Here is an 11,946-nt window from a genome sequence, read left to right on the forward strand (position 1 = left end):
GGCTCGTGCCTTGCCCACCTGACGATCGGTACGACCCCGTCAGCCCTGCTCGTCCATCCCTGCCAGCACCAGCGGCAGCCGGGCCGCTCCCTGAGCCGTCACCCGGACGGGGACGCCCCAGTCCTGCTGGTGGACGTGGCAGGCCGGGTACTCGTTGGCCGGGTCGTCGTCGCAGGAAGCCGCCATCGCGGAGACGTGCAGCACGCCCTCGGTCGCCCCGTCCGCGAGGACCAGGTCGCGCCCGAGGTCCGTGCCCGCGCCCGACCCCCGGCCAGCAGCTCGGGCGGGGTGGCGGAGACCAGCAGCCGGGTGGAGGGCCCGTACCGGGTGTCCAGCTTCTGGCCCGCCGGCGCCTGGAAGACCACGTCGAGGCGGAGCGTGCCCGGAGCGATCTCGGTGGCGGCGCGCTGGGTGCGGTGCGCCTGCTCGGCGACGCGTACGGTCTCCTCGGGCAGCCGGAGGCGGGTGAGGCGGTGGCGGGCGGATTCGACGACGACCAGGTCGCCGTCGACCAGCACCGCGTCGCTGGGCTCGCGGACGTCGGTGGCGAGCGTGGTGACCTCGTCGGAGGCCGGGTCGTAGCGGCGCAGGGCGTGGTTGTACGTGTCCGAGATGGCCACGGACCCGTCGGGCAGCGCGGTCACGCCGATCGGGTGCTGGAGGAGCGCCTGGGCGGCGGCCCCGTCACGGTGGCCGAAGTCGAAGAGGCCGGTGCCGACGGCGGTGTGCACGTGCTCGTCCCGGTCGACCCAGCGCAGGGCGGAGGTCTCGGAGTCGGCGATCCAGAGCCGCTCGCCGTCGGCGGAGACCGCGAGCCCGGACGGCTGCGCGAACCACGCCTCGGCGGCCGGTCCGTCGACCAGCCCCTCGTTGGTCGTCCCGGCCGCGACCCGCACGGTCCCGTCCTCGGGGTCGTACGTCCACAGCTGGTGCACGCCCGCCATGGCGATCCACAGCCGGTCGCCGAACCAGGCCAGGTCCCACGGTGAGGAGAGGTCCACCTCGCGCGCCGGGCCGCTGGTCGGGCTCCCCTGCCACCACTGGCGGCCGGTCCCGGCGAGGGTGGTGACCACCCCGGTCGCGAGGTCCAGGGCGCGGATCGCGTGGTTGACGGTGTCCGCGACGGCGATGCGGCCGTCGGGCAGCGCGGCGAGCCCCTGCGGCTCGCTGAACCGGGCCTCCTCCGGGCCGCCGTCGCTCAGCCCGCGCTCGCCCGTGCCGAAGTGGCGCCGTACGGTCTCGCCGTCCGCGTCCAACTCGACGAGGCGGTGGCGGGTGGTGTCGGAGACGAGGAAGCCGCCGTCGGGCAGGAGCAGCGCCTTGCCCGGGAAGCGCAGATGCGTGGCGACGGGCTCGGGCGCCACGTAGGGGCCGTCGCCCCGGCGGAGCGTGCCCTTGGCCCCGTGCTCGGCCTCCAGCTCCTCGACCAGCTTCTCGATGGCGTGCGCGTGGCCCTCGCCCGCGTGCTGGGCGACGACATAGCCCTCGGGGTCGATGACGACGAGCGTCGGCCAGGCCCGTACGGCGTACTGCTTCCAGGTGGCCAGCTCGGGATCGTCGAGAACCGGGTGGAGGACCTCGTACCTCTCGACGGCGTCGACGACGGCCTGGTGCTCGGCCTCGTGGACGAACTTCGGCGAGTGGACCCCGATGATCACCACGGTGTCGCGGTGCTTCTCCTCCAGCTCCCGCAGCTCGTCGAGGACATGCAGGCAGTTCACACAGCAGAAGGTCCAGAAATCGAGGATGACGATGCGTCCTCGCAGTTCGGAGAGGGTGTACTGCCGGTCGCCTGTGTTGAGCCAGCCGCCCTTGCCGATGAGTTCGGGGGCGCGGACGCGTGCACGTGTTGCCATGCCACCAGTCAACACCGCCTCCGCCTGCACGCATTCCGCAGGGGCCCGGGGGAACCTGTGCCGTATGAGACTTCTCGTACGTGAGCGCCTGTTCGCCATCGGTGACGACTACTGGATCGAGGACACGGACGGCCACAAGGTCTTCCTGGTCGACGGCAAGGCCATGCGGCTGCGCGACACCTTCGAGCTGAAGGACGCCGACGGCCGGGTCCTGGTGGAGCTGCGGCAGAAGCTGATGAGCCTGCGCGGCACCATGCTCATCGAGCGCGGCGGCGAGGAGCTGGCCACGGTCAAGCGCAAGCGGCTCTCGCTGCTCCGCAACCACTATCGGGTGACCCTGGTGGACGGTACGGAGATGGACGTCAGCGGCAAGATCCTGGACCGCGAGTTCGCCATCGAGTACGACGGTGAGCTGCTGGCCCAGATCTCGCGGCGCTGGCTGACCCTCCGGGACACCTACGGCATCGACGTGGTCCGCGAGGACGCGGACACCCCGCTGCTGATCGCCGTGGCGATGTGCGTGATCGTGCTGGCGGACAAGGAGAACGGGGGCTGATCGCTTTGCTGGGGGCGGGAGTTCGTTGTTTCACGTGAAACAGGGCGTTTCACGTGAAACATGGCCGCCCGTAGGTCAGGTACGTGCTGCCGCCCGTCGGTCCGCCTGTACGAAGGCGGCCGCGGCGAGGGCGACGGTGGCCGCGAAGGTCACCGCGAGCGTGGGGTTGAGCCGGGGCGGGGCGCCACCGCTGAACTCCCGGCCCTCGGTGGTGCGGCAGCGGACGCGCGGCGGCATGGACTGCCCCTGTTGCGCCTCCACCCGAGCGGATTCCGGCACGTCGCGGCACAGGTGCGTGGGCGTGGAGTCCGCTCCGATCCGACCTGGCCGGGCGCCAGGCCGACGAGCAGGACCCCGAAGAGGCAGGGAACCACCGTGACCACGGCGGCGAAGATCGCCGTGCCACCGGGCAATGCCGGTTCGGCACTGCCCGGTTCGATCATGGGGCTCACGGCAGGCGAGCGCCATGGTCCGGTACCGGACGGTCTCAGACCGGCGGCGCCAGCCCCAGCCGGCGGTCCTTCAGGGCCGGGAACCGCTCCCTCGTCGCTGCCACCTGCGCCGGGTCGAACTCCACGGTCAGGATCTCCTCGCCCGCCCCGGCCTCGGCCAGTACCTCGCCCCAGGGGTCGACGGCGATGCTGTGTCCGGCCTGCGGGACGTCCGCGTGGCTGCCGGCCGTGCCGAGGGCGAGGACGTACGCCTGGTTCTCGACGGCACGGGCCTGCGCGAGGAGGGTCCAGTGGGCGCGGCGGCGCTCGGGCCAGCCCGCCGAGACGACGAGGGTCTCGGCGCCCGCGTCGACGAGGCCGCGGAACTGCTCGGGGAAGCGCAGGTCGTAGCAGGTGGCCAGGCCCAGCGTGGTCTGCGGCAGAGCCACGGTCACCAGCTCGTCGCCGGCGCCCATCATCGCCGCCTCACCCTTGTCGAAGCCGAAGCGGTGGATCTTGCGGTAGAGCGCAGAGCGCTCGCCGTCCGGGGAGAAGACCAGCGCGGTGTTGTACAGGGTGCCGTCCGGCGCGCGCTCCACGAACGACCCCGCGTGCAGCCAGACCCCGGCCTCGGCGGCCGCCTTCGCCATCACCTCGTGGGTGGGGCCCTGGAGCGGTTCGGCCTCCTGCTCGAAGAGGGTGTAGGCGAACGCGCCGACCGGCCAGAGCTCGGGCAGGACCACCAGGTCGGCGCCGCGCTGGGCGACCACCAGGGAGGCCGCCCGCTCGCGGCGGGCCTCGACGGATTCGTCCGGGTCTACTGCGATCTGGATGAGGGAGGCGCGCACAATACCACCGTCCTGGCATTCAAGCCGTCAACACGGGCCTACGATCGTCACACGAAAGCACTGCCGGGGTGCCTGCTCGCAGCGTAACTTAGGCGACTGAACCTCCACGTAGCCCGCAGCCCACAGCCCACGACAGCGTCGTCCGTGCCGGCCCGCCCGTCGGCACACCCTGCTCTCCAGCCCATGCACCGAAGAACCGCCGAGGGGTCCCGTGACCGTCCATCCCAGCCTCCAGACCTACGCCGACTCCGCGACTCACTCCATCGAAGCGATAGCCGACCTGGTCAAGCCACTCGCGGAGGGGGAGTGGAACCGCCGCACACCGTGCCCCGGATGGTCGGTGCGGGACATCGTGTCGCACGTCATCGGCATGGAGTGCGAGATGCTCGGCGACCCGCGGCCGATCCATACGCTGCCGCGCGACCTCTACCACGTACAGAGCGACTTCGCCCGGTACATGGAGATGCAGGTCGACGTCCGGCGCCACCACACCGCTCCGGAGATGACGTCCGAGCTGGAGTACGTCCTCATCCGTCGCGCCCGCCAGCTGCGCAACGAGTCCCGCTCCCCCGACGCCACGGTCCGCGCGCCGCTCGGCGCCGAGCAGACCCTCGAAGTGGCCCTCAACATGCGGGCCTTCGACGTCTGGGTGCATGAGCAGGATCTGCGGACGACGCTCGGCCAGCCGGGCAACCTGGACTCCCCCGGCGCGAACATCACCCGGGACGTGCTGCTCGCCGCGCTGCCGAAGGTGGTCGCGAAGGACGCGGGGGCGCCGGCCAACTCGGCGGTGGTGCTGGACGTGCACGGCCCGGTGGAGTTCCTGCGGACGGTGCGGGTCGACGCGGAGGGCCGCGGTTCGATAGACGGTTCGCCCTCGCTGGGCCCGGCCGTGACGCTCTCGATGGACTGGGAGACGTACGTGCGCCTGGCCTGCGGCCGGGTCCGTCCGGCGGCGGTGGCCGACCGGATCAAGGCCGAGGGCGACCAGGAGCTGGCCGCCGCGATCCTGGACCACTTCGCCGTCACCCCGTAGTTTCCGGCGGCGCCCGCCCCGGAGCCGACGGGCGGGCGGGCGCGCCGCCGGGCGTACGGCCGCGCGGGTCACGCGGGTACGTGCACGGCCTCCACCCGGCTGACCACATGGTGGTCGCGTTCCCTGAGCGCCGCGCGGCGGCGCAGCCGCAGGATCTGGGCGACGCCGAACGCCTCCAGGACGAAGACCGAGGCGAAGGCGGCCCGGTAGTTGCCGCCCGTGGCGTCCAGCAGCACCCCCACGGCGAACAGCGTCGTCATGGAGGCGATGAACCCGCCCATGTTGACGATCCCCGACGCGGTGCCCTGACGCTCCGGCGGATTGGCGGGGCGCGCGAAGTCGAAGCCGACCATCGAGGCGGGGCCGCAGGCGCCCAGCACCACGCACAGGACCGTCAGCAGCCACAGCGGGGTGTGAGCGGCGGGGTAGAAGATCGCGCACGCCCAGAGGAGGGCGGTGGTCGCGACCGTGCCCAGCGCGATGGGGGCCCGCGCCTCGTGGTGACGGGCGATGATCTGCCCGTAGACGAGCCCCACCACCATGTTGGAGAGCACCACCAGGGTGAGCAGCATGCCCGCCGTTCCCCGGCCGAGCCCCTGCGCCTCGACGAGGAACGGCATCCCCCAGAGCAGCAGGAACACCATCGCCGGGAACTGGGTGGTGAAGTGCACCCACATCCCGAGCCGGGTCCCCGGCTCCCGCCAGGCGGCGGCGATCTGCTTGCGTACGTACGCGGCGCCCGCGTGCTCGGCGGGCGGCGGCTCGTGGCCCTCGGGGTGGTCCTTGAGGAACAGGAGCAGCGGTACGAGCACGGCGACCCCGGCCAGCGAGCTGCCGACGAAGGTCGTCGTCCAGCCGAAGCTGTGCAGGGCACGCGCGATGAAGAGCGTCGAGACGAGGTTGCCCGCCATCCCGAACAGCGCGGCGACCTGGCCGATCAGCGGCCCGCGCCGGGCCGGGAACCAGCGGCTGCCGAGCCGCAGCACGCTGATGAACGTCATCGCGTCACCGCACCCGAGCAGGGCGCGGGCGGCCAGCGCCATGCCGTACGAGGGCGAGAGCGCGAACCCGAGCTGTCCGACGGTGAACAGGACCGCACCGATGGTGAGGACCCGCTTGGTGCCGAGCCGGTCGACCATCAGCCCCACGGGTATCTGCATGCCGGCGTAGACGAGGAGTTGGAGGATGGAGAAGGTGGAGAGGGCCGAGGCGTTGACGTCGAACCGGTCGGCGGCGTCGAGACCGGCCACACCCAGGCTCGTACGGAAGATGATCGCGACGAAGTAGACCGCGACGCCGATCCCCCAGACCCAGGCGGCACGCCTGCCCCCGGGTGGATCGCCGGGCAGCGGGAGCGTGGGGGCTGCGGCCGAACTCACCGGTCCTCACCCCGGACCAGCACCCGCACCCGGCTGACATGGCGCCGCACGACCTGCGCGGCACCTTCCGCGTCCCCGGCCCGGATCGCCTCCAGCAGCTCGCTGTGCTCGGTGATGTTGGCCTCGATCCTGCCCGGATGCGCCTCCATCACCGCGACGCCCATCCGCAACTGGCGGTCGCGCAGCTGGTCGTAGAGGCGCGAAAGGATCTCGTTCCCCGCGTTCTTGACGATCTCGGCATGGAAACAGCGGTCCTTGACGGCCACCTCCGCCAGATCACCGACCTCCGCCAGCCGCCGCTGCTCCTCCAGGAGCTGTTCGAGCCGCGCGATCAACCGGGGCGACGCGGGAACAGCTCTGCGCGCCGCGAACTCCTCCACCAGCAGCCGGGTCTCCACCACGTCCTTGATCTCCTGCGCGGAGACGGCCAGCACGAGGGCGCCCTTCTTCGGGTAGAGCTTGATCAGGCCTTCGACCTCCAGCCGCAGCAACGCCTCCCGTACAGGCGTACGCGACACCCCGACCGCATCGGCCAGCCCACCTTCGGTGAGCAGCGTGCCGCCCTCGTAGCGACGGTCCAGAACCGCCTCCTTGATGTGCGCGTAGACGCGCTCGGCGGCGGGCGGCTGCTTGAGGGAGGAGGTCGTCGGCTGTACGGGGGCGGGGGCTGCGGCAGGCATGCGCACAGCATAGATACAACATGCACGCATGGAGGAGGGGCGTCCGGATCCTGGACCCCCGGAGGGGCCGCGGCGCTTCCAGGGGTGCGGAGTGCGGCGGCCGGGGCCGGGTACATGAACGCGCATCAGTTCCCCGGGATCAGGTCCGGAGACTTCATGGCGGTCAAGGTCAAGCCTGCGCAAATTCACCCGTTCGGGAACGCATCCATTCACCCGCCCCAGGAGTCTCACCACCGAGCGGCACCCTTATGTGGCCGCATATCAGGGGCATTTGGAGCGTTCAGTTGAAAATCGGGATCAAGCGCATAAACCGCGTCACCATCACGAGCACGGTGGCCCTCACCGCGGGCGCGGTGCTCGCGAGCGGTGCCTTCGCTTCGACGGCCCAGGCCGCCGCGGCGCCGCCGGTTCCGAAGATCGTCGCCAAGGGCGGCTTCGTGATGAACAACGGCACCGGCAAGGCCCTCTACAGCAAGACCGCGGACACCCGCCGCTCCACCGGCTCCACCACGAAGATCATGACCGCCCTCGTGGTGCTGCAGCAGAAGAACGTGAACCTCAAGACCAAGGTCACGATCCAGAAGGCGTACAGCGACTACATCGTCTCGAAGAACGCCTCGTCCGCCCGGCTCATCGTCGGCGACAAGGTGACGGTCGGCCAGCTGCTCTACGGTCTGATGCTCCCGTCCGGCTGCGACGCGGCGTACGCCCTGGCCGACAAGTTCGGCTCCGGCAAGACCCGTGACGCCCGGGTGAAGTCGTTCATCGGCAAGATGAACTCCACGGCGAAGACCCTGAAGCTGAAGAACACCAAGTTCGACTCGTTCGACGGCATCGGGGGCGGGAACAACTACTCGACCCCCCGCGACCTGACGATCATCGCCAGCCAGGCGATGAAGAACTCCACGTTCCGCACGATCGTCAAGACGAAGTCGACCACGCAGAAGGTCACCACGAAGAGTGGCGGCTACCGCAACATGGCGTGGGCCAACACCAACAAGATGCTCAGCAGCTACAGCGGTGCGATCGGCGTCAAGACGGGCTCGGGCCCGACCGCCAAGTACTGCCTGGTCTTCGCGGCGACGCGTAAGGGCAAGACCGTCATCGGCACGGTCCTCACGTCGACCAACGAGACGACCCGCACGGCCGACGCGAAGAAGCTCATGGACTACGGCTTCAAGAAGTAACCGGCCCGCGCGTACGGAAAGGGGCCCGGCCCGCACGGTATGTGCGGGCCGGGCCCCTTCGTCGTACGTACGGCCTACGGGCTGCCGCCGGCGCAGGTCGTCAGCTCGCCGGATGAGCGGCCTACGCCCAGGTGATCAGGCGCTTCGGCTGCTCCAGGATCGCCGCCACATCGGCCAGCACCTTGGAGCCCAGCTCGCCGTCGACCAGGCGGTGGTCGAAGGACAGGGCCAGCGTGGTGACCTGACGCGGCTTCACCTTGCCCTTGTGCACCCACGGCTGGAGCTTGATCGCACCGACCGCCAGGATCGCGGACTCGCCCGGGTTCAGGATCGGGGTGCCCGTGTCGACGCCGAAGACGCCGACGTTGGTGATCGTCACCGTGCCGCCCGCCATCGCCGCCGGGGACGTCCTGCCGTCCCTCGCCGTGGTGACCAGCTCGCCCAGGGCCGCCGCGAGCTGCGGCAGCGTCTTGTCGTGCGCGTCCTTGATGTTCGGCACGATCAGACCGCGCGGGGTGGCCGCCGCGATGCCCAGGTTGACGTAGTGCTTCTGCACGATCTCCTGGTTGGCCTCGTCCCAGGCCGCGTTGACCTCGGGGTTCCGCTTGATCGCGACCAGGAGGGCCTTGGCGATGATCAGGAGCGGGTTGACCCGCACTCCCGCCATCTCCTTGTCCTCCTTGAGCTCCGCCACCAGCTTCATCGTGCGCGTCACGTCGACCGTGACGAACTCGGTGACGTGCGGTGCGGTGAAGGCGCTGCCGACCATCGCCTGCGCGATCGCCTTGCGGACCCCCTTGACCGGGATGCGGGTCTCGCGCGCGGAGGCCGTGGAGTCCACCACCTCCGCGGCAGCCGCGACCGGCTCAACAGCCTCAGGCGCCACAGCCACAGCCGCAGCCGCCGGAGCAGCCGCCGCGTGCACGTCCTCGCGGGTGATGATGCCGTCCTTGCCGGTCGGCACCACCGTCGCCAGGTCGATCCCCAGGTCCTTCGCCAGCTTCCGTACCGGCGGCTTCGCCAGCGGACGGCCGACCGGGGCCTCCGGAGCGGCGGGAGCGGCCGGTGCCGCGTGGCCGTTCAGCTCCGCCTGTACCGCCGCCGCCACCGCAGCGGCCTCAGGAGCAGCCGCCCCCTTGCGCGGGCGGCGCTTGGTCGAGGACTCCGCGACCCCGTAGCCCACCAGGACCGGCGTTCGGCCCTTCGGCTCGTCGGAAGCAGGAGCCTCGACGGGCTCCTGCGCGGGAGCCGGAACCGGAGCCTCCTCGTCGCTCCCCGGCGCCACATCCACCGAGATGATCACCTGACCGACATCGACCGTCGTACCTTCGGTGAAGCGCAGCTCGTGCACCACGCCGTCGAACGGGATCGGCAGCTCCACCGCCGCCTTCGCCGTCTCGACCTCGCACACGACCTGGCCGTCGGTGACCGTGTCACCGGGCTGGACGAACCACTTGAGGATCTCGGCCTCGGTGAGCCCCTCGCCCACGTCGGGCATCTTGAACTCGCGGAAGCGAGCGGACGTCTGCGTCATCGTCGTCACGACTCCTGTCCCTCAGTACGCAAGCGAGCGGTCGACGGCGTCGAGTACCCGGTCCAGGCCGGGCAGGTACTCGTCCTCCAGCCGGGCCGGCGGGTAGGGCACGTGGTAGCCGCCGACCCTGAGCACCGGCGCTTCGAGGTGGTAGAAGCTGCGCTCGGTGATCCGGGCGGCGATCTCCGCGCCGGAGCCGTAGAAGACGGGCGCCTCGTGGACGACGACGAGCCGGCCGGTCTTCTCGACGGAGCTCTGGATGGCGTCGAAGTCGATGGGGGACATGGAGCGCAGGTCCAGGACCTCGACCGACTTGCCCTCCTCCTGGGCGGCCGCGGCCGCTTCCAGGCAGACCTTGACCATCGGGCCGTACGCGACGAGCGTCAGGTCGCTGCCCTCGCGGACGGTGACGGCATTGTGGAGCGGGCCGGGGATGGACTCGGTGTCGACCTCGGCCTTGTCCCAGTAGCGCCGCTTGGGCTCGAAGAAGATGATCGGGTCATCGCTCTGGACGGCCTGCTGCATCATCCAGTAGGCGTCGCTCGCGTTGGACGGCGAGACCACCTTCAGTCCTGCCACGTGCGCGAAGAGGGCCTCGGGGGACTCGCTGTGGTGCTCCACCGCGCCGATGCCGCCGCCGTAGGGGATGCGGACGACGACCGGCAGCTTGATCTTGCCCAGCGCGCGGGCGTGCATCTTCGCGAGCTGCGTGACGATCTGGTCGTACGCGGGGAAGACGAAGCCGTCGAACTGGATCTCCACGACCGGGCGGTAACCGCGCAGGGCCAGGCCGATCGCGGTGCCGACGATGCCGGACTCGGCGAGCGGGGTGTCGATCACCCGGTCCTCGCCGAAGTCCTTCTGGAGGCCGTCGGTGATACGGAAGACGCCGCCGAGCTTCCCGACGTCCTCGCCCATGATGAGGACCTTGGGGTCGGTGTCGAGGGCCAGACGCAGCGACTCGTTGAGCGCTTTCGCGATGGACATCTTTTCCACGGCCATGGCTACTTGCCCTCCTCGGCGGAGTCTGCGAACGATGCCTGGTAGGCGGCGAACTGGGCACGCTCCTCGTCGACGAGGGAGTTGCCGTCGGCGTAGCCGTGCTCGAACAGGGAGAGCGGCTCCGGGTCGGGCATCGCCCGTACGACCTCGCGTACGCGCTTGCCGAGCGTCTCGCTCTCCGTCTCCAGCTCGGTGAAGAACGCCTCGTCGGCGAGCTTCTCCTTCTCCAGGTACGTGCGCAGGCGCAGGATCGGGTCCTTGGCCTCCCAGGCGGCGCGCTCGTCGTCGGCCCGGTACTTCGTCGGGTCGTCGGAGGTGGTGTGGGCACCCATGCGGTACGTGAACGCCTCGACCAGGGTCGGGCCCTCACCCCGGCGGGCGCGCTCCAGCGCGGAGCGGGTCACGGCCAGACACGCGAGTACGTCGTTGCCGTCGACCCGGACGCCGGGGAAGCCGAACCCCTGCGCGCGCTGGTAGAGCGGCACGCGGGTCTGGCGCTCGGTGGGCTCGGAGATGGCCCACTGGTTGTTCTGGCAGAAGAACACGACCGGGGCGTTGTAGACGGCGGAGAAGGTGAACGACTCCGCGACATCGCCCTGGCTGGAGGCACCGTCACCGAAGTACGCGATCACGGCCGAGTCCGCGCCGTCCTTGGCGACGCCCATGGCGTAGCCGGTGGCGTGCAGGGTCTGCGAGCCGATGACGATCGTGTACAGGTGGAAGTTGTTGGCCGTCGGGTCCCAGCCACCGTGGTTCACCCCACGGAACATGCCCAGCAGGTTGGTGGGGTCGACCCCGCGGCACCAGGCCACACCGTGTTCCCGGTAGGTCGGGAAGACGTAGTCGTCGTCGCGCAGCGCCCGGCCGCTGCCGATCTGCGCGGCCTCCTGGCCCAGCAGCGAGGCCCACAGGCCCAGCTCGCCCTGGCGCTGGAGGGCGGTCGCCTCGGCGTCGAAGCGGCGGGTGAGGACCATGTCCCGGTACAGGCCGCGCAACTCGTCGGCGCTCAGGTCGATGCTGTAGTCGGGGTGTTCCACCCGCTCGCCCTCGGGCGTCAGCAGCTGCACGAGCTGGGGCTCGGAACTCTGCGGCTTCTTCGCGGCGCTGGTCCGCTTACTGGCGCGTCGCGGTTTACGCGCGGCGGCAGTGCTCTCCACGGTCACGTGCGTGCTCCTCCGTCGGTCCGGCCCCCGGGGTCTGCCGGGAAACCAGTGCGGCTCGCCTGTGTCCGGACCCGTGCACGGGGTGGGTGCTTCTCGGCCGGGATACAGGCGTGACAGGTGCCCCGGCGAGCGCCCTGTCATAGGCACGTTACCCAGTGCATCGCATAACTGCGAAACCCTATCTGACCTGCGTTTTTGCTTGGATTTCCAAGTAAATCGAAAAAATCACGAAGCTCTGCTGGTCACAGCACTGGTAACAGCCTTGCAGGCCGCC

10 protein-coding genes and 1 pseudogene are annotated in these 11,946 nt (G+C 70.4%); 3 read left to right on the forward strand and 8 right to left on the reverse strand.

Annotated features, from left to right (window positions below; translation table 11 throughout):
* Positions 1 to 39 precede the first annotated feature (39 nt).
* A pseudogene (locus tag D6270_RS16460) lies at positions 40 to 1,856 on the reverse strand (NHL domain-containing thioredoxin family protein).
* A gap of 64 nt (positions 1,857 to 1,920) precedes the next feature.
* Here D6270_RS16460 and D6270_RS16465 point away from each other — a divergent pair.
* A complete protein-coding gene (locus D6270_RS16465; protein WP_109164731.1) occupies positions 1,921 to 2,412 on the forward strand; it encodes an LURP-one-related/scramblase family protein in 492 nt (163 codons plus the stop codon).
* Between the two features lie 75 nt (positions 2,413 to 2,487).
* Here D6270_RS16465 and D6270_RS33140 read toward each other — a convergent pair whose 3' ends face one another.
* A complete protein-coding gene (locus D6270_RS33140) occupies positions 2,488 to 2,649 on the reverse strand; it encodes a hypothetical protein (protein ID WP_225976879.1) in 162 nt (53 codons plus the stop codon).
* Positions 2,650 to 2,899: 250 nt separating this feature from the next.
* Positions 2,900 to 3,691 carry a carbon-nitrogen family hydrolase gene (locus D6270_RS16475; RefSeq protein WP_109164730.1) on the reverse strand — a complete coding sequence of 264 codons (792 nt, stop codon included), beginning with the start codon at positions 3,689 to 3,691 and terminating at the stop codon, positions 2,900 to 2,902.
* A gap of 211 nt (positions 3,692 to 3,902) precedes the next feature.
* On the opposite strand from D6270_RS16475, the gene D6270_RS16480 reads away from it, so the two are divergent.
* Entirely contained in the window at positions 3,903 to 4,727 is an 825-nt protein-coding gene (locus tag D6270_RS16480; protein WP_109164729.1) for a maleylpyruvate isomerase family mycothiol-dependent enzyme, read from the forward strand.
* Positions 4,728 to 4,795: 68 nt separating this feature from the next.
* Here D6270_RS16480 and D6270_RS16485 read toward each other — a convergent pair whose 3' ends face one another.
* Together D6270_RS16485 and D6270_RS16490 are read right to left on the reverse strand one after the other, a co-directional pair.
* The gene (locus tag D6270_RS16485; protein ID WP_109164728.1) at positions 4,796 to 6,106 is read right to left on the reverse strand and encodes an MFS transporter; all 1,311 of its coding nucleotides are present in this window, start codon (positions 6,104 to 6,106) and stop codon (positions 4,796 to 4,798) included.
* Complete coding sequence (locus D6270_RS16490) at positions 6,103 to 6,786, reverse strand: GntR family transcriptional regulator (RefSeq protein ID WP_109167405.1); 684 nt, start codon at positions 6,784 to 6,786, stop codon at positions 6,103 to 6,105. The genes D6270_RS16485 and D6270_RS16490 overlap by 4 nt, the downstream gene beginning before the upstream one ends.
* Positions 6,787 to 7,070: 284 nt before the next feature.
* Between D6270_RS16490 and D6270_RS16495 the strand changes: the two genes are divergently transcribed.
* Positions 7,071 to 7,973: a D-alanyl-D-alanine carboxypeptidase family protein gene (locus tag D6270_RS16495; protein ID WP_109164727.1), complete on the forward strand. Its 903-nt coding sequence runs from the start codon at positions 7,071 to 7,073 to the stop codon at positions 7,971 to 7,973.
* Between the two features lie 121 nt (positions 7,974 to 8,094).
* Here the strand turns inward: D6270_RS16495 and D6270_RS16500 are convergent, their stop codons facing one another.
* Genes D6270_RS16500 through pdhA form a run of 3 tightly spaced genes read right to left on the reverse strand, consistent with a single transcriptional unit; the run spans position 8,095 to position 11,672 of the window.
* Positions 8,095 to 9,516 carry a dihydrolipoamide acetyltransferase family protein gene (locus tag D6270_RS16500; protein WP_109164726.1) on the reverse strand — a complete coding sequence of 474 codons (1,422 nt, stop codon included), beginning with the start codon at positions 9,514 to 9,516 and terminating at the stop codon, positions 8,095 to 8,097.
* Between the two features lie 12 nt (positions 9,517 to 9,528).
* Positions 9,529 to 10,509 carry an alpha-ketoacid dehydrogenase subunit beta gene (locus D6270_RS16505; protein WP_109164725.1) on the reverse strand — a complete coding sequence of 327 codons (981 nt, stop codon included), beginning with the start codon at positions 10,507 to 10,509 and terminating at the stop codon, positions 9,529 to 9,531.
* Between the two features lie 2 nt (positions 10,510 to 10,511).
* Entirely contained in the window at positions 10,512 to 11,672 is a 1,161-nt protein-coding gene (gene pdhA / locus D6270_RS16510; protein ID WP_109164724.1) for a pyruvate dehydrogenase (acetyl-transferring) E1 component subunit alpha, read from the reverse strand.
* Between the last annotated feature and the right edge of the window lie 274 nt (positions 11,673 to 11,946).

The organism is Streptomyces griseus subsp. griseus (genome assembly GCF_003610995.1).
GTDB lineage: Bacteria > Actinomycetota > Actinomycetes > Streptomycetales > Streptomycetaceae > Streptomyces.

Bases quoted from the DNA above. Each gene is read 5' to 3' on its own strand.
- D6270_RS16465 (WP_109164731.1), top strand. From the start codon at position 1,921: ATGAGACTTCTCGTACGTGAGCGCCTGTTCGCCATCGGTGACGACTAC.
- D6270_RS33140 (WP_225976879.1), bottom strand. From the start codon at position 2,649: ATGCCGCCGCGCGTCCGCTGCCGCACCACCGAGGGCCGGGAGTTCAGC.
- D6270_RS16490 (WP_109167405.1), bottom strand. From the start codon at position 6,786: ATGCCTGCCGCAGCCCCCGCCCCCGTACAGCCGACGACCTCCTCCCTC.
- D6270_RS16505 (WP_109164725.1), bottom strand. From the start codon at position 10,509: ATGGCCGTGGAAAAGATGTCCATCGCGAAAGCGCTCAACGAGTCGCTG.